Source organism: Taklimakanibacter albus (genome assembly GCF_016595235.1).
Taxonomy (GTDB): Bacteria; Pseudomonadota; Alphaproteobacteria; order Rhizobiales; family Aestuariivirgaceae; genus Taklimakanibacter; species Taklimakanibacter albus.
Genome location: NZ_JAENHL010000008.1, coordinates 358,700 through 376,486 on the forward strand (window position 1 = coordinate 358,700; position 17,787 = coordinate 376,486).

Below are 17,787 nucleotides of genomic sequence, written 5' to 3' on the forward strand. Positions count from 1 at the left end.
TGCCGGAGGCGGAGCGCAATCCGGCGCCCCGCCCCCGCCAAGTCCCGAACCTTACTCAACCTCGACTTTGTAATAGCTCATATCGCTCCAACCATTCCACGGAACGACGAAATTCTTGACGCGCGGCTGCACGACATAGCTGTGATCAAGGCTGAACAGCGGGACCCACGCCGCATCCTTATCGACAATGCGCGCCGCGAGCTCCTGATAGAGCTTGCAGCGTTCTTCCGGATTGGTCAGGCTGCGCGCCTTCTCCACGCCCGAGAAGACCTCGGGGTCATTGTTGTTATAGGCGCGCACCTTGGATCCGGACTCGGAGAAAAACGTATAGAAGAAATTGTCCGGATCATTGAAGTCCGCCGACCAGACCTGCGTGTAGGCGTCGGTTTCGCCGACCTTGCGGGCGGCGAGAAACGCGGCTTCGTCCGTGGTCACGATATTGGCCTTGAATCCGGCCGCCGCCACCTGCGCCTGGATGATCTGATTCATGTCCGACCATTTCGCAGACCAGCTGGAAACCTGCTGCAGGTTGATATCGACGCCGTCCGGATAGCCGGCCTCGGCGAGAAGAGCCTTGGCCTTTGCGGGGTCGTATGCGATCGGAGCCGCCGGCGCATAACACGCCACGCCGCGCGGCAGGACGCCGTCCTCGAGCTTGCCTTTGCCATAGAAATTCTTGTCGAGAATGGTCTGACGGTCGATGGCCATCTGAAAGGCCTTGCGCACGCGCACATCATCGAACGGCTTCTTCGCCTGGTTGATGTTGTAGTAATAAACGCCGACGCGCGGACCCGAGCGCACCAGGTCCTTCCACTTGTCGTTGCCGTAGAAATAGGGCGTCTGCGTCGGCGCATAGTCGAGGTCGAACACGTCGATCTCGTCGGTTTCGAAGAGAAGGCGCAACGTTTCCGAATCCGCGACCACGCGCACCTGAAGCCGGTCGAGCTTCGGGCGGCCCCGGAAGTAGTTTTCATTGGCCTCCAGCATCTGGCTCTCGTTCAGCGTATATTCGCGCAGGATGAACGGACCGGTGCCGTTGGTCGTTTCGGGCGTCAGGCCAAACTGGTCGCCCGCCTTTTCCGTGAAAGCGCGATTGTAGATCGAGGCCTGGGGGCTCGCCAGAAGCGCCAGGAAGGCCGCATAAGGCTGGCCCAGCTTGATCTCGACCGTGTATTTGTCGACCGCCTTGAGGCCAGAAACGCTTTCGGCTTTTCCGTCCAGCCGTTCCTGCGCGCCTTCGATGAAGGTCAGAATGTCGGTGCCGAGCGCCTTTGTCTTGGGGTTCAGCATGCGATCGAACGTGTAGACCACGTCATCGGCGGTCAGTTCGGCGCCGTCGTGAAATTTGACGCCCTGACGCAGATGGAACGTATAGGTCTTGCCGTCGCCGGATACGTCCCACTTCTCGGCAAGGCCAGACACGAGCGCCGACTGGCCGGGACTGGTCGTTTCGGATTCGATCAGCCGGTCAAAGACGTTGAGCGGAAGCGTGTAGGAATCCGACGTCATCTGTCCATCGGCGGTTTTCGGATCCTCCGGATAGGAGATCCGCAGCATGTTGTCCGCGAGCGCCGGGGAAATCAGGATCAGGCTGGTCACTGCGGTGGCCAGCAGAAGTCTTATTTTGTTTGTCACGTTACCCTCAATGGTTGTTCTTCTGTTCGACAAGCGACATTGAATGCATTCCTCCCAGGGGCAGTCGCAGCTCCCCGAAGATCTCTTCACCTCGTCACGACATCGGTCATTCGCCGCCGGAGCCTGGCCTGTTCCAGAGCCGGAAAGCCGTCATGGCACAATGATAGAAAGGCGCGCCCGGAGTCCGGCGCGATGCCGGCCACGCCCCTGCGCCCGGCGGTGAACGCACCACGGCGGCGGGACAGCCCGTGTTCCACGTTGTCCGGAGCGGCAGTGAAGACAGTGGCTTCAGTCATAGGCGCTTCAGGATGTTGCCGTGGTCTCACATTCTCAGATTGCAGCATATTTGTAAAATGCTTCGTTTCCGCTTCTTATTCATTTTAGATATATTGGACACCGGGAGGACCGCAACTTGAAATTGAAGCAGCGGCAGATCGACGTCTTCAACGCGGTGATGGTCAACAAGAGCATCACGGCCGCGGCGGCGCGGCTCGGCAGCTCGCAACCCACGCTCAGCCGAGAGATCCGCGAGATCGAGCAACTCATCGGCTTTGACCTGTTTCTGCGCTTCGGCAAGCGACTCACCCCGACGGACCAGGCAATCCTGCTGCACGAAGTGGTACTGCGCTCCTTCGTCGGCCTGGACGAGATCAACCGGGCGGCCTCGGCCATACGCACCAACAACGCGGCAAATTTTCGGATTGCCAGCATCCCCGCTTATGCGGAATCGATCATTCCGCGCGCGATCCAGCATTTTCTCGCGACGCAGCCTGCCGTCCACTTCTCGATCCATTCGCATGAAGAACCCTCGCTGCGCCACGAGATGACCATGCAGGTCTTCGACCTGGGCCTGGCCGAAAATCTGTTCGGGCATGAAGGCGCGACGACGGAGACGATTTTGGTCGGTGATATGGTCTGCATATTGCCCCGCGATCATCCGCTCGCCGGTCAGAAGAAGCTGGCGCCCGAGGATTTCGACGGGCAGCCTTTCATCTATTTCGGCCAGAACGATCCTTACCGGCACAAGCTGGATGACGTCTTCGCCGCCGCCGGCGTCACCCGGAACTACGCGGCGGAGACCACAACCGCCGCAAGTGTCTGCGCAATGGTCGCGGCCGGCGTCGGCATGTCGGTGATCAATCCCCTCACGGCCGCAAGCTATGGCGGGCATAGCGTGACCTTCCGCCCCCTGACGGTCTCCGTGCCTTATCTTCTGTCGGTCTGGCGCCCGACCCGCAGCACGAGGTCCATGCAAGCCGGTCTGTTCATCGAGGCCTTGCATCAGGTGGCGAAGGATATGGCGGAGGGGCTCAAGCGCGCCTTGAACCATGCCGGGCCTAAACCCTAGAGCGCTTCCCGTCAAAGTTGCCCGACTTCGGGCAACGGTTGAAAATCGTCCGAAAATATCGGGGTGAGGCGTGAGCTGGCGACGTTAGCTTCTGACGGCCTCGTCAATGACCGCTATCGCGTCGACCTCTATGAGGTAACCTGGGGACATTATCGCTACACCGACCACCACATTCGCGGGTTTGTGATCGCCAAACAGCGAAATCTGCGCTGCCTCGATGATCGGAACGTGCTCATCGCGCTTATAATCGACAATGTAGATCGTGATCTTGCAAACTTGCTCAGGCCGGGCACCTGCCGCACGGAGCGCCCGGCCGAGATTGCCGAATGCCAGGCGCGCTTGCGTCGCAAAATCACCATGTCCGACGAGCTTGCCATGTATGTCTTCGGGCTGCTGACCCGAGACGAATACCAGCTTGGATCCCGTCGCGATGACAACTTGTGTGTACATCTCCGGAATTGGCAGTTCATCCGGGTTGATGAATTGGAGCGGCATTAAATAATCTCCTACTTCGTTCGACTGAAGCGACATTGGTAATCACCGCGCCGGCGATCATCGAGGATGCGACGAGACTCCGCATCGAAACCACCTGCGGAGCGTTTTAGCCCGCCTGCCCTTCCCCTCTCAATTGGAAAACGCGGGAATTGGCGGGAAAGCTGATCTATGGTCTGATCAATTGTCATGCCAATCCCAAAGGCGTGAACCGGCTTCTCTTGCCCGCCCTGTTGGGAGTCGGCGCCCCGATCCCCTCAACTCGCCCCGGCGTGACCAGCCAAAGCCAGCCATTTTGAAGGCGCGACTTGAAATGTTGAGCCGCATTCGGATTTCGTGGGATAACAAAGCATGAGCAATCCCGCGCGTCATGCCCGCCACGACCAGATGTTTCCCATTCTGGAGCCACGCGACATTGAGCGGCTGAGGCGTTTCGGCAGAAGCGTGACCTATCCGGCTGGCACGCCGATTGCGCGGACGGGCAACCTGTCGCCCGGCATCGTCGTGTTTCTCTCGGGCAAGGCGGACGTCCACCAGATGACGGCGCTCGGTCAGCGGCAGCTCATCGTCACCTATCGAGCCGGTCAGTTCGCCGGAGAATTGGCCCAGCTGTCGGACCGGCCGTCGCTGGTCGATGTGGATGTGGTCGAGGACTCCGAGGCGCTCGTCCTGTCGCCAGATCGCCTGCGCGATGTGCTTGTGCAGGAGGCGGCGCTGGGCGAGCGCATCATGCGCGCCTTGATCCTGCGGCGGACCAATCTGCTGGAGATGTCGGCCGGAGGACCCATCATCATCGGAAGGTCGGAAGCCGCCGATGTCGTGCGCCTTCAGGTGTTCCTACGCCGTAATGTCCAGCCGCACCGCATGCTCGATCCCGAACGCGATCCCGACGCAGCGGGATTGATCAGCCGCTTCAATGTCGATGTCCATCATCTGCCGATCGTGCTTTGCCCGAACGGGAAAATCCTGCGCAATCCCGGCGAGAATGAGCTCGCCCGCTGCCTCGGCCTCCTGCGGCGCGTGGACGAAACGAAGGTCTATGATCTCGCCATTGTCGGGTCAGGTCCGGCCGGGCTTGCCGCCGCGGTCTATGCGGCATCGGAAGGCCTGTCGACGATCGTGCTCGATTGCCGCGCCTTCGGTGGCCAGGCCGGCGGGTCGGCGCGTATCGAGAATTATCTCGGATTCCCGACAGGCATCTCGGGCCTGGCGCTGATGGCTCGCGCCTACAACCAGGCCCAGAAGTTCGGCGTCGAGATGGCTATTCCCGATGAGGTGCATCGCCTGGAGCAGAACACCGACTCAACCTTCAGTCTCGACGTCGGCGATGGCGAGAGGCTCCGGGCTTCCTCGGTCGTCATCGCGAGCGGAGCGCGATACCGCAGACTGAACCTCGCCAATATCTGCCAGTTTGAGGATTCATCCGTGCATTATTGGGCCTCGCCCATCGAGGCACGCCTGTGCGAGGGACAGGAAGTCGCCCTCGTGGGCGCAGGCAACTCCGCCGGCCAGGCGGCCGTGTATCTTGCCGGCCTGGTCGGCAAGGTCTCCTTGATTGTTCGCGGCGCCAGCCTGGCAGCCTCGATGTCAAGCTATCTGATCGAGCGCATCAAGGCGCAGCCGAATATCGAGGTCGTGCTGCGCACCGAAGTGACGAGGCTGGAGGGCGGCGAAACCCTGACCGGTGTGAGCTGGCGCAACCGAGAGACGGGAGAGGAGGCAATACGCCCGATCCGCCATCTCTTCCTTTTCGTAGGCGCCGATCCTCATACGGAGTGGCTGGCGGGCTGCGGCGTCGAGCTTGACCAGAAGGGCTTCATCAGAACGGGGATTGGCGAAGACTGCCATGCTCTCGAGACCAGTCTTCCGGGAGTATTCGCCATCGGCGATGTCCGCGCCGGCTCGGTGAAGCGCGTGGCATCGGCAGTCGGGGAAGGCGCTCAGGTCGTCGCCGCCATTCACGACTTCCTGGCGCGCAAGCGCGCCGAGCCGGCCATATTGTGAACGAGGCGTGGCAATAGGCTCGTCCTTCACGCGTCGCTGATGCGCCGGCTGTCCCGCCCGCCGGTCAGCGGCGTGTCTTCCGTGCGGCTATCGGTTTATACGCGGTCACCTTGATCTCGATGCGGCAATCGAACATGAAATCGATGCGGAAGATCGAGCGGGTCGGCTGGTTCTGCGTGAAGAACTCGCCATAGGCGCGGTTCATCTCGTGGAAATCGCGCGGATCGCGCAGCCAGACCGACGTGTCGACGACATCGGCCAGCGTGCAGCCGGCTTCCTTCAGGCTCGCCTCGATATAGCGCAAGGTGGCGCGCGTCTCATCCGCCATGCTGCGGGGCGGCAGCTTGTTGCCGTCGCTGACGACGAGACCCTTCTTGTCATAGACCACATCGGCGGGATCGAAACCGTGATCGCCCTGCGCCGAGGTGAAGACGAAGTCGCCGGCGCGCATCGCCAGCGAAATGGGAAAACCCGGCTCGCTGCCATAACCCTGGACCAGGGGTCGCTTGGGCTTCTTTGCAGTCTTGGCCTTCTTGACCGTCTTTGCCTTCTTCGCCGTCCGTGCCATCACATCCCTCGTTCAATGATCCGCCAATGCAAAGCCGCTGGTGTCGATACTCGCGGCATTTCCCGTCACCAAGGCCGCCATGACCTCGCCCGAGCCGCAGCCCATGGTCCAGCCGAGATGACCGTGACCGGCGGCAATGAAGAGATTGGCGATCGGCGCGCGCCCGAGAATGGGCGTGCCGCTGGGCGTCACCGGCCTGACGCCGGCCCAGTATTTCACCGTCGCCGGATCGACGCAGCGGGCGAAATCAGGGAACACGCTGACGACATTGTTGAGGATGGCCTGGCAGCGCGCCGGGCTCGGCGTCGTGTCATAGGAGGCGACCTCGGCAGAGCCCGACACCCGCATGCGATCGCCCAAGGGCACCAGGCCGAAAATGCGGCCGTCATCGATGACCGGAAGCGATGGCCGGTCGGGCCAGGCCTGACCCGGCACCGTGATGGTGACGCCCTTGACCGGATAGATCGGCACGCGGATGCCGACCTGCTTCAGCAACAGAGCTGAGAAACTCCCCATGGCCACGACAAATCTGTCGGCCCGCATCACGCCACGGCTGGTGACGACGGCCGTAATGCCGTTGCTGCCGCGCTCGAGGTTCTGGACGGTCGTGCCATAATGAAAAGTGACGCCGAGCTCGGCGCAACGCTTCGCCAGCGCGGTCGTGAATTTATGGCAGTCGCCGATCTCATCGCGCGGGAAATAGATGCCGCCGACGAGGCTCCCGGCGGTCGCCTGCAAGGCCGGCACCCGCCGCACACACTCCGCCACATCGGCTTCGGCGAAAGTGAGGCCGGAGCCGGAGAGAAATTTCGCCGTCGCGATGCCGGATCTGAGCGACTGCGCGTTGGTATAGATCTTGAGCACGCCGTGCGTGCGCAGATCGTAGTCGATGTCGGTTTCGGCGCGGATCTTCTGCAGCATCGCCAGGCTGTGCAGCGCGAGCCTCAGATTGACCAAGGTATTGCGGCGGAAACGCTCCTCCGTGCAATTGGCCATGAATTTCAGGCCCCACTGCCACATTTTCGGAAGCGCGCCATACCGCACGAGCAGCGGCGCATTCTCCTGGCCGAGCCATTTCAGAACCTTGAGCGGCATGCCTGGCTGCGACCAGGGCTCGACCTCGCTCGCATGGATGACGCCGCCATTGCCGAAGCTGGTCTCGAGCGCCGCCCCCGGCTGGCGTTCGACCACCTCGACCTCGACGCCATGGCGGGCGAGGAAATAGGCCGTCGCCGTCCCGACGACGCCGGCGCCCAGCACGATCACTTTCATGAAGTTGCTCCCTCAGCGCCGCTCATTCAACGTCCCCGCGCATCGACGGGCCAGATCTCGACCAGCATGTCGCCGCGCACGCAATGATAACGGTCATAGAGATTGATGGTCGGATCGCAATGCGGCGTCAAGAACTCGACGACATCGCCGATCGCGAGCCTGGCGCTCTTCGCATCATAAGCGACACCGCCATGCTCATCGCCCATCAGCCGGTAGCTGGCATTGGCGAGCTCGGGCCTCGTCACGACCGGCGGGCCGCCTTCGGTGGCGAATGACTTGTAGCCGGCATTGACGATGGCGAGCCCTTCGCGATTGGCGCTCACCACCGACGTCTGGACGAAAAGCGCGGCGGCGAAAGGCGAGCTGCCGCCAGCGGTCATGGCGATTTCGAGATATTCCCGGTCCATGAAGGGATAGGAGCCAGCCTGCACTTCGGTATATACATGGCCGTCGGGGTCGATGTCGAACGTGCCGGTCCCCCCGCCGGTGACGATCGCCGGCGAGAGGCCCTCGGCCTTCAGATGATCGAGCAGCGCCTTGACGCGCGCCATTTGCGTCGCCGCCGCCGCCTTGCGGTCGGCATGGGCCTGGATGTGCTGGAGATGGCCGTAATAGGCCTGGACGCCGGCATAGCGCAGATGGGCCGAGGATTTGATCCGGCGCGCCAAGGCGGCGGCCGCCTCGACGCTCGTCGTCCCGGTGCGGCCCTGGCCGACATCGAATTCGACGACGAGCGCCAAGGACTGGCCGGTCGCGGCGCCAGCTTGCGCCAGGGCTTCCACATTGTCCGGGTTGTCGGCAACGACGAGGAGGCCCCTGCTCCTGCCGTTGAGCGCCATGAGCCGGTCGATCATCGCCGGTGTCACCACCGGCGAGGTGATGAGAAGATTCTCGATGCCGCCCGCGGCCAGCGCTTCCGCTTCGCCCAATGTCGCGCAGCATATGCCGATGGCGCCCGCCGCCACTTGCCGGCGCGCGATCTCGATCGACTTGCCGCCCTTGCTGTGCGGCCGGAGATTTATTCCGGCCTTCTTCGCATGCGCCGCCATCGTCGCGATATTGCGGTCCATCACATCGAGATCGAGCAACAGCGCCGGCGTATTGAGCTGCCGGCGCCCACCCTTCACGCCGATGAATTTCGCGTTCGGTCCAAGAGTCATGTTCATGTCATTCACCCATCTCAATCAAAGCGATGCCGTATGCGCCGATCTCGATCTCACGGCCGATGCGAGTGGCCTTCTGCCTGTCCAGGAAATCCGCCGCGAGGCCTGCTGCAGCGAAAGTCTCCTCATCGAGGCGGCGCAAATTTCCACCCTCCGGCAGCGTCACGCGCTGCACTTCGTCCGTCAGATTGGCGAGCCACAGGACGATGCGGCCCGCGGCATTGCGGCAAGCGATCGCCCTGACCCGTGCCGGATCGGAGGAGACCGTCCCGGCAACATCGCGGCCGGCGGCGCGTGCCAGGCCGCGCACCACGTGATAGATCGGATGGAGAGAGAGGCGGTCACCGCATTCGACAATGCCGAGATCGCCCGCGAGGGCCGCCGGCGTAACGGCGGCGATGCCATTATGGGCAGCTTCGGCAAGGGCGCCCAACGCCCAGGCGGCGGCGAAGAGGCCGCGCTGGCGGGGATCACGGCGCACCAGCGTGCGCCGTGTATCGTCGGGATTGGGCGCCGGCTCGCCATAGGGGCCGCTGTCGAGACCGAGGCTCAAGGCGATCAGCCGATAGGGCATGGCGCCGGCGAAGGCCCGCACCGTCCGCGCCATCGCCGGCAGCGACTCGAGATTCTCCATCATCGTGCGGTCATCCGCGGCATGGACGACGCTCGCGGCGATATGGGTGATGTAATCGATGAGACCGAAAGGCGGCCAGTTGCGGTTGAGCTCGGCGAAGAAGCCGAAAGTGCCGCCGCCGATCGTCATCTGCGGGAATACGTTGCGCGCCGCGCCATAGACCACGCCCAGAAGCGCCAGATCGGGCGGCGGCGGACCGGGCACAAGACGTAAGCGATCCTCGGCAACGGCCACCGCGATCGATTCAGGCTGGACACCGGACTGGCTCAGCATTTCGGCGAAATCCCTGAGCTCGTGCGCCGGGTCGCGCCGGCACGGCACAACGAGCTCCAGCGCCAACTCCGCGCCCAGGGCCTGTGCCAATTCACCGAGATGCCCCAAGCGCTGGACATCGTGATCGGCGCGCGGGTCGAAGCGGGCATTGACGAGCCCGATGCCAGTCCTGCGGCCGAGATCGGCGGCGCGCATCCTCTCGGCGAGTGTTTCGGTCCCTACCCGCAAGCCGAGGACCGGCATCCGCGCCTGGCTGTCGGCATAGGTGATCGCGACGGGGCGAGGTCCGTTCGCCATGGATGGCGCGCTGGGCCGTCCGGAAAACTTCAGCGTTACGCTCTGCGTGGCTTCACTGCCGCCGGCGAGCTTGTAAGGAAATGGCAACGCGAGCGGACGCACATAGGTCTTGAACGAGGCATCGAGCCAGTTGCGATGATCCTCCATCTCCCATGTGTCGCCCTCCATCCGGCTAGTCGCCCAAAGGCCGGGTGCGGCCTCATGGGCAAGGCTCCTGATGTCGAGGAAACACTGTTCGGGATCGATGAGCTCGGGAAACCGCGCTTGCCGCGTCTCGCCATTGGTGTGGGTGATCTCCACCGGCCGGCCCGCGACGCCGGCCAGCGGATGAAGAATGACGAAGCCTGTCCGGTTGGTGAGGAAATCCACGCGCGGCCGGGCCGTGCCGGTGAAGCGCAATGTCCCGTCCGCTTCGCCGATGATCTCGGCAAGCCAAGGCAATTCGCCATCGGCGCTGCGACAGAGCGCATCGAATGTGACGCGAAAGCCCGTCTTCTGCTGCTGCACCACCAGATTGGTGACGAGCGGCTCGGGCGTGTCCCAATTGCGGTCGCGCACCTGCCAGGCAATGGCGCGCAGCACCTCGATGTCGCCATGCCTGATCCAGCGCAGCGCGCCGTTCTCGAGCGTTGCCGTCAGCGAGCCCGCGGTGAGCGTGAGCCGCGGCGGAACCGGCTGCGACGTGCCGAAGAGTGCGACCGAGCGTTCAACCATCGCTGATCCCGGTCGAAGTGAGGACCAGCATGGCGTCTTCGTCGAAGGGCGGCGTCAGGATCGCCGGACCTTTCGCCCGTAAGGTTCCACCGGAGACGCGCCGGCCGCTCGCCGGGTCGAACCATTCGACGTCGAGCCACGGGCCGTGCAAGCGATCGAGCTGCACCTCGACCGGACGATGAACCGGAAGATAGGCCGCGCCCATCCGTCCATCGGCGGTGCGCGCCGCCGTCACCCGGTCGAGGCCACGCGCTTCGCCGAGGCCGGCCGAGACCAATTCGCGATCGAGATCAGGCAGGAAGTCGCTCCACGGCAGAGCGCGGAAGTAATCCCCCCACCGCGCCATGGCTTCTGATCCCGGCAGATCGAGGGCCGCCTGCCAGCCCTCGCCGAACAGCCAGATCGGGTGATTGCCCATGCAATGGCCGTTGCCGCCGCACATCACCGACCAATAGGCCTGGCGGCGGATCTGCTGGGCACTGGCATTGTGCTCGCTCTCATAAGTCGACTCGATCAGGAAGAACGGCATCACCGGGCGGCGCTGCCAGTCGTCATGCAGCATGCGATGCACGATTCCGTAAGTGTAAGTGATGTTGAGATCGAGCCAGTCGGCGTCAGGGAAAGTGTCGGCGGCCGAATATTCCGGGTGGGTGTGGCCGGTCATGAGCGTGGTGACGCCCGCGTCGCGCAAGCCATGCGCCACCGCGTCAAGGCCGGCCCGTGTCTTCTCCGGATGCCAGTCGCCGCCGATGCACCAGATGATATTGGCGAAGCGGCCGAAGCGGCGACCGAGATATCTGCCATAAGCACGACAGCCTTCCGGCCCTGTCGCGACGATCTCCTCATACCAGCCATCGAGATGGCGCGAGATGCCGGGTCCGCGGTCACGAATGTAGCCGATGTAAGCGGGCGCCAGGATGATGCAGAAGCCGCGCTGCGCCGCCGCCTCGAGCACCTGCTCGGCCGCATCGAAATAGGCGTCGTTGGGCGTCGTGAGATCGCCCGGCGTCGTGAAAGGCTCGCGCCCGGCGCGGTCGCGCGGCGGGTCCTGCGAATAGAGATGCTCGATCAGACTGACGATGAGCGTGTTGAAGCCCTTGGCCTTGCGGTCGTCGAGATACTGGACGGCTTCCGCGAAGCTGAGATTGGCGATGAGCGACCAGGCGGCATCGCCCTGGATCAGGAACGGCTTGCCCGCGGCATCGAGAAGACGGCGCCGGTCGGCGGAGATCGCCAAAGGATAACGTGCCGCTTCTGCCGGTGCCGCCGCCAGCACGCGCCCCAATTTGGGCTCGAGCGGATGAACCTGGTGATGGCGATGCATCTCTCATCCCTCCTTGTCGATGCTCATGCGATTACCCGCCGCATCGAAGAAACTGAGCCGCGCCGGCGGCAGGCGCAGAGCGACGCGCTCGCCTTCCCTCGCCCGCGACGCGCCATCGACCCTGGCCGTCACAGTGGCGCCCGCTTGCGTCGTCATGCGCAAATAGGCGTCGGGACCGACGCGTTCGACCACGTCGATCGTGGCGGCGAGCCCCTCTTTGTCGCCCGCCTCGACGATCTCGACATGCTCGGGGCGGATGCCGAGCGTGACGTCGCCGGACGTGACGCGCGCCGGCACGGGGATGTCGAAGGAGCCGTGGAACTGCGCTCCGCCGATGTGGCCCTTGAACAGATTCATCGGCGGGCTGCCGACGAAGGTCGCCACGAAGGTGTTGGCGGGTGTCGCATAGATCTCGGCCGGCGTGCCCACTTGCTGGACGACACCGCCCTTCATGAGCACGATGCGGTTCGCCATGGTCATGGCCTCGACCTGGTCGTGGGTCACATAGATGGTCGTGCGCCCTACTCTCTTATGCAGGCGGACGAGCTCTGCGCGCATCTCGACCCTGAGCAGCGCGTCGAGATTGGACAACGGCTCGTCCATCAGAAACACATAGGGCTCGCGCACGATGGCGCGGCCCAGCGCCACGCGCTGGCGCTGCCCGCCTGACAATTCATCGGGAAACCGGTCGAGCTGCGCGTTGAGCTGCAGGAGGCTTGCCGCCTCGTCCACCTTGGCGGTAACGATGTCGCGCGCGATGCCGCTCATCTTGAGCGGAAATCCCATATTCTCCCTGACCGTCATATGCGGGTAGAGCGCATAGTTCTGGAACACCATGGCGACGTCGCGCTCGGCGGGTTTCAGATAATTGGCGAGCCGCCCGGCAATATGGATCTCGCCATGCGAAAGCTCATCGAGACCGGCGATCAGCTTGAGCAAGGTGCTCTTGCCGCAGCCCGAGGGCCCGAGCAAAGCGATGAATTCACCCGGCGCCACGGTGAGATCTACACGGTCCAGCACCGTCACCTTGCCGTAATGCTTGGCGACCTCGATCAGCTCGATGGCGGGTCCGCTATATGTGTCGGTCGGGGTCAAGGCAGCATCCTATTGTTTCAAAGCGCCGGCCAGCGAGCGCGCCAGGAACTGGCGCTGCAGCACGAAGAAGAAGACGCCGATCGGCACCAGCGACATCACGGCGGACGCCGACCACACGCCGTAATTGGCGCCGCCATGGGCGCGCAGAGCGGCGATGCCGACGGTCAGCACCTGCAGCTCATCGCTGGTCGTGGCGATCAGGGGCCAGGTGAAGCTCATGAACTGGTCGGTGAAGATGATGACCGCGAGGACGACGAGGCCCGGCTTGATCAGCGGCAGAACGATACGCCAATAGATGGCGAATTCGCTCAGGCCATCGAGGCGCGCGGCATTTTCGAGATCGCGCGGCAGGCCTAAGATGAACTGCCGCATCAATATGGCGCCGAGCGGATTGGCGAGCGGCGGCAGGATGAGCGCCCAATAGGTGTTGATGAGGCCGAGACCCGACACCATCGACCATAGAGGCACGATGAGCGCGCCGATCGGCACCATCAGCAGAATGACCATCAGGAGAAAAACGAGGCGCCGGCCGGTGAATTCGATCTTGGCCAAGGCATAACCCGCCATGGAATCGAGGAAGACCTTCAGCACCGTGACGCTCGTCGCGACAAAAAGCGTGTTGAACATCCAGCGCAGAAAGCCGGTGTTCCACAGAAGATCGCGGTAATTGCCGAAATAGGGCGGGATCGGCAGAAGCTTCGGCGGATAGCTGAAGATCTCGGTGCTGTCCTTCAGCGATGCGAGAAGCACATAGTAGAAAGGCGCCACCAGGATGAAGGCGATGAGCCCCAGGACGAGATGGCGGCCGAATTCCCGCCTGCGCCTTTGCCTCACCCGGATACGCGCGTGCTGTTCGGCCGTCATCAGTCCCCTCCCCGCCGACCGCGCAGCAGCCGCATCTGGACGAGGGTGAGGAGCAGGATCGTGACAATGAGGACGAGCGAAATCGCCGAGGCGACGCCGATCTTGTTGGTGGCGCCGAACATATAGAGCCAGACCCTGTAGATGACCGTCGTCGTCGCGGTGCCAGGCCCGCCACTGGTGAGGACGAGAGCCGTGTCGAAGACCTGCAAGCCCCAGATCGTCGCCACGACGACGGCGAAGAAGATGATCCGGCGCATCAGCGGCAGGGTCAGATAACGCAGGCGCGCGAAGGCCGAAGCGCCGTCGAGCTCGGCCGCCTGATAGAGCTCCTTCGGGAGGCCGATAATGGCGGCGACGAAGAACAACGCCCAATAGCCGACATTGCGCCAGACATCGAGGATCGCCAGCACGGTCAGGGCATGATCGGCGCCGAGCCAGACGACAGGCTTGCCGCCGAGGCCGCGCACGACCCCATTGAACAGGCCGAAATCGACATTGGTCATGAAGAGCCAGATGAGGGCCGCAACCACGCCCGGCACCAGAACCGGGAAATAGATGAGGAAGCGATAGATCGAGCCGCCCCGCTCGATGCGCGCCAGCAAGAGAGCGATGGCAAGCGCGCCGACCAGAATCAAAGGCACCGAGATCAACGCGAAGACCAGCGTGTTGGTGACCGCGGCCGAGGCGCCGACAATGTCGGGAAGATCGATGAAATTCTTGAGGCCGACGAATTTCGTGTCGCCGCCGAGCCCGCCCGAGCGCAGGCTCCACCACACGGTGCCGAGAACGGGAAGCACGAGGAAGATCACGAAACACAGGAACATGGGCGCGAGGAACGCCCAGCCGAGGACCTCGCGCCTGAGCCGCCTGTTGCGGCTCAGGCGCCGGTGCTCTTCGGGCGCTAAGCGCAGCCGGCCGCTCGGAGCCGCCGGCATGACCCTGGCATCAAGGCCCATTTCGGAACTTTCCTCTCAGCCTTTGGACGTCAGAGGCCGACTTCGTGGATGACGATCTTCTCGACATTGGCCACGGCCTCGGCCGGCGTCGACTTGCCGGTATAGCAGTTCTGGATCTCCGCCTCGGCGAGGCCCTCGACCGTCGCCCATTGTGGGAAATTCTCCAGGCCCACCGCATGTTTTTCGAACAAGGGCAGCGCCTCGGCGAGCTGCGGCACGGCATTGGTGCCATAGCCGCTCTGGGCGGCGTCGGTGCGCGCCGGATAGGTGCCCGAATTGTCCGCCCAATAAGCGTCGTTGGCGCCATTCGTCCAGAAGGTGATCACTTCCCACATCAGGTCCTGGTCGGGCGATTTGGCGTTGACCATGTAATAGGTGACGTCGTTGAAATTCACCTGGGACACGGGGCCCGGAGGATAGGGCAAGAGCTTCCAGTCGAAGGGCATCTTCTTGGGCAGGACGGTCGTGCCGGCGAGATCCGATGACAGGATGGCGAGCTTGCCGGCGGCGAAAGCGGCGGGTGCCGCATCATAGCCGTAGGTGCCGAGCGGCGGCGCGATACCTCGCTTGAAGAGATCGGCCATCTGCTCGGTGACCTTGACGACGTCCGGCAGGTTCACATTGGGCTTCTTGAGATCGGGCGTGAGATAAGAACCGCCGGCCGAACGCAGCCGCTGATACCATTCGCCATAGCCGCCAAGCTGGATGCCGATGCCGAGACCATAGGTCTCGCCTTCCTTTGTCATCTTGGCGATGCAATCGACGAAGCCATCCCAGCTGTCGATGAAGCTCGCATCGTGGCCGGCTTCCTTCACCTTGTCCATGTTCACGAACAAGGCGTCCTCGACATGCCAGCTGATCGGCAGGCCGAGCAGCTTGGGACCATAACCTTCAGTGCGCTCCCAATAGAGATATTTGGCCTTCTCGGCGGCAAAAGCCGGATCGTTGATGCGCGCCGTCAGATCCGCGAAACCGCTGCCCGCCTGATAATCGGGATAGGAGCTTTCGGTCGTCATATAGATGTCGTGGCCGCCGCCGGCGACAGACGCGCCGATCTCCTGGGTGGCGGTGCCCCACTGATAGAGGCGGAAGTCGAAGGTAACGTCGGGATGCAGCACATTGAAGGCTTCGGCGATGTGCTTGTGATGCGCGACCTCGCCTTCAGACCACGGTCCGACCAGGAAGCGGACATGGCCTTTGAGGCTCTTGGCCGCGGCATAGGCCGGGCGGACCCCGGCGGCGATCGAAGCGACCGCGGCGGTCGAAAGGCCGAGTTGCAGGAGCCCCATGACAAAGCCGCGGCGCGACAGCCTGGCCTCGTGATGAGCTTCCGAAAGCGCAGAGATTTGCCGGTGAATTCGCTGATTCATGACACGTGTCTCCATCCCTGTTGAGTGCCGCCGGATGACAAAATGGGTCTCCGTTGGCTTATGTACTGATCATGAGTACAATGTCGTTATAAGCCGCCCGAACCGCGTCTGTCAATCATGAATCCCCAATTTTACGGTGCGATTGCGTTGGGCCGCGGCTCTCGGTAAGCTAGCGACTCGAAAATGTACCAACAAAGAAGCAATGTGGAGTTTGGATGAGCGAATGGTATTCGGGCTGGCCCGTCCGGCGTGACGACGTGGCCACCTCGCTCGCCGACACCCTGGAGGAGGCGATCCGCTGCGGCAGGCTCCTGCCCGGCGCGCAGCTTCCCACCCATCGCGAATTGTCGAAGCGCCTCGGCGTTGCTGTAAGCACCGTATCACGCGCGTATGCCGAGGCTGGACGGCGCGGCCTCATCGGCGGCACGGTTGGACGCGGCACATTCGTTCTAACCCCCGACAAGGACAACGACCTCATCTCCAACCGCGAGGTGCTGCGTCCGCTCGAACGTCTCTATCTGCCGCTGATGCAGCGCGAGGATGCGATCAATCTCAGCCTCAACGAGCCTTTGTCCGACGGCACGGGCGAGCGCCTGCGTACGGCGCTGAAGGTCATCGCCAAGAAGCCCGACCTCGACGATCTCGCGCATTACCAGCCGCCGCAGGGCCAGCTGGAGCATCGCGTCGCCGGCGCCGTCTGGCTGCGCGAGCTCGGTGTCGAGGCGCCGGCCGATGACATCTATGCGGTGTCGGGCGGACAGACGGCACTGATGACCATCTTCCTCGCTCTGGCGCGGCCGGGCGACACCGTGCTGACCGAGGAGCTGACCTGGCCGGGGGCGCTGTCGGTCGGACGCCTCACCGGCATCCGCCTGATGCCAGTCGCGATCGATGAGGAAGGCCTCGTGCCGCAGGCCTTCGAGGCCGCCTGCCGCATCCATCACCCGCGCTTCGTCTATACGATGCCGACCCTGCACAACCCGACCATGGTGACGGCGAGCCTCGCCCGGCGCCAGGAGATCGTGCGGATCGCGCGCGAATACAACGTGCTGATCGTCGAGGACGATGCTTACGGCTTCCTGGTGGAGCCGCGCGTCACGCCCTACTGCCAGCTGGCGCGCGACATCACCATCTACCTCACCAGCCTGTCGAAATCGATCGCGCCGACCTTGCGCATCGGCTTCATGGCCGTGCCGCCGCGCCTGCACAAATCCATGCGCGCCTCGACGCGGGCGACGACCGCCATGGTGTCGCCCTTGCTGCTCGAGCTGACGACGCATCTCATCAACAGCGGCGCCGGCCGCGAGGCGATCGAATTCCAGACCAAGGCGGCGCGCCACCGGCAGGAGATCGCGGCGTCGATCCTGGGCCTGGCGCACCCGGCGCCGGCCTCGCTGCATTACTGGCTGAAGCTGCCGAGCGACATGAGGAGCGCCGTCTTCGTCGCCGACGCCCTGGCGCGCGGCGTCGCGGTGACACCTGGCGATGCCTTTTCCGTCATGCCGGGACAGGATCCCGGCGGCGTGCGCCTGTGCCTGTGCAGCGAAGCGAGCGAGGCCCGCGTGAAGCAGGCCCTGACGATCATCGCCGAACTGGTCCACGCCGATCACGGCGCCGCGCTGCCGATTGTTTGAGTTTAGGAGGTGCCGCCTGCACTCCCCTTCTCCCGCCTGCGGGAGAAGGTGGCCGAAGGCCGGATGAGGGTGTTCCCTCAACCATCGCATAGCCCGTTGAGAATTGAAGAATCTCGTTATTTTGTCCTCCTGAGAAACTGTCGC

General features: G+C 63.5%; 14 protein-coding genes. 3 read left to right on the forward strand and 11 right to left on the reverse strand.

Features of this window, described 5'->3' with window-relative positions:
* Positions 1–51: 51 nt before the first annotated feature.
* Complete coding sequence (locus JHL16_RS24625) at positions 52–1,635, reverse strand: ABC transporter substrate-binding protein (RefSeq protein WP_200187546.1); 1,584 nt, start codon at positions 1,633–1,635, stop codon at positions 52–54.
* Positions 1,636–2,047: 412 nt separating this feature from the next.
* Between JHL16_RS24625 and JHL16_RS24630 the strand changes: the two genes are divergently transcribed.
* On the forward strand, positions 2,048–2,983 hold the full coding sequence (locus JHL16_RS24630; protein WP_200187547.1) for a LysR family transcriptional regulator: 936 nt from the start codon (positions 2,048–2,050) through the stop codon (positions 2,981–2,983).
* A gap of 84 nt (positions 2,984–3,067) precedes the next feature.
* Here JHL16_RS24630 and JHL16_RS24635 read toward each other — a convergent pair whose 3' ends face one another.
* Complete coding sequence (locus JHL16_RS24635; protein WP_246771158.1) at positions 3,068–3,478, reverse strand: RidA family protein; 411 nt, start codon at positions 3,476–3,478, stop codon at positions 3,068–3,070.
* A gap of 348 nt (positions 3,479–3,826) precedes the next feature.
* Here JHL16_RS24635 and JHL16_RS24640 point away from each other — a divergent pair, with 348 nt between their 5' ends.
* A complete protein-coding gene (locus JHL16_RS24640; protein ID WP_200187549.1) occupies positions 3,827–5,479 on the forward strand; it encodes an FAD-dependent oxidoreductase in 1,653 nt (550 codons plus the stop codon).
* Positions 5,480–5,543: 64 nt separating this feature from the next.
* On the opposite strand, the gene JHL16_RS24645 is transcribed toward JHL16_RS24640, so the two are convergent.
* From JHL16_RS24645 to JHL16_RS24685, 9 genes are read right to left on the reverse strand one after another with little or no spacing between them, the layout of a single operon-like run.
* Positions 5,544–6,047, reverse strand: coding sequence for a RidA family protein (locus JHL16_RS24645; RefSeq protein WP_200187550.1), 504 nt, complete (start codon positions 6,045–6,047; stop codon positions 5,544–5,546).
* Positions 6,048–6,059: 12 nt separating this feature from the next.
* On the reverse strand, positions 6,060–7,319 hold the full coding sequence (locus tag JHL16_RS24650; protein ID WP_200187551.1) for a D-amino acid dehydrogenase: 1,260 nt from the start codon (positions 7,317–7,319) through the stop codon (positions 6,060–6,062).
* A gap of 26 nt (positions 7,320–7,345) precedes the next feature.
* Positions 7,346–8,485, reverse strand: coding sequence for a DSD1 family PLP-dependent enzyme (locus JHL16_RS24655; RefSeq protein ID WP_200187552.1), 1,140 nt, complete (start codon positions 8,483–8,485; stop codon positions 7,346–7,348).
* Position 8,486: 1 nt separating this feature from the next.
* A complete protein-coding gene (locus tag JHL16_RS24660; RefSeq protein WP_200187553.1) occupies positions 8,487–10,400 on the reverse strand; it encodes a D-apionate lactonase family protein in 1,914 nt (637 codons plus the stop codon).
* Positions 10,393–11,724, reverse strand: a complete 1,332-nt coding sequence (locus tag JHL16_RS24665; protein ID WP_200187554.1) for a glycoside hydrolase family 140 protein — start codon at positions 11,722–11,724, stop codon at positions 10,393–10,395. The genes JHL16_RS24660 and JHL16_RS24665 overlap by 8 nt, the downstream gene beginning before the upstream one ends.
* 3 nt (positions 11,725–11,727) lie before the next feature.
* Entirely contained in the window at positions 11,728–12,819 is a 1,092-nt protein-coding gene (locus JHL16_RS24670) for an ABC transporter ATP-binding protein (RefSeq protein WP_281436050.1), read from the reverse strand.
* A 9-nt stretch (positions 12,820–12,828) separates the two neighbouring features.
* A complete protein-coding gene (locus tag JHL16_RS24675) occupies positions 12,829–13,683 on the reverse strand; it encodes a carbohydrate ABC transporter permease (protein WP_200187555.1) in 855 nt (284 codons plus the stop codon).
* Complete coding sequence (locus tag JHL16_RS24680) at positions 13,683–14,639, reverse strand: carbohydrate ABC transporter permease (protein WP_200187556.1); 957 nt, start codon at positions 14,637–14,639, stop codon at positions 13,683–13,685. Before JHL16_RS24680 ends, JHL16_RS24675 begins: the two co-directional genes overlap by 1 nt.
* A 29-nt stretch (positions 14,640–14,668) precedes the next feature.
* Positions 14,669–16,009, reverse strand: a complete 1,341-nt coding sequence (locus JHL16_RS24685; protein WP_200187557.1) for an extracellular solute-binding protein — start codon at positions 16,007–16,009, stop codon at positions 14,669–14,671.
* Positions 16,010–16,224: 215 nt separating this feature from the next.
* On the opposite strand from JHL16_RS24685, the gene JHL16_RS24690 reads away from it, so the two are divergent.
* Positions 16,225–17,643 (forward strand): aminotransferase-like domain-containing protein, encoded by a 1,419-nt coding sequence (locus JHL16_RS24690; RefSeq protein ID WP_200187558.1) that lies wholly within the window; start codon positions 16,225–16,227, stop codon positions 17,641–17,643.
* Positions 17,644–17,787: the final 144 nt, after the last annotated feature.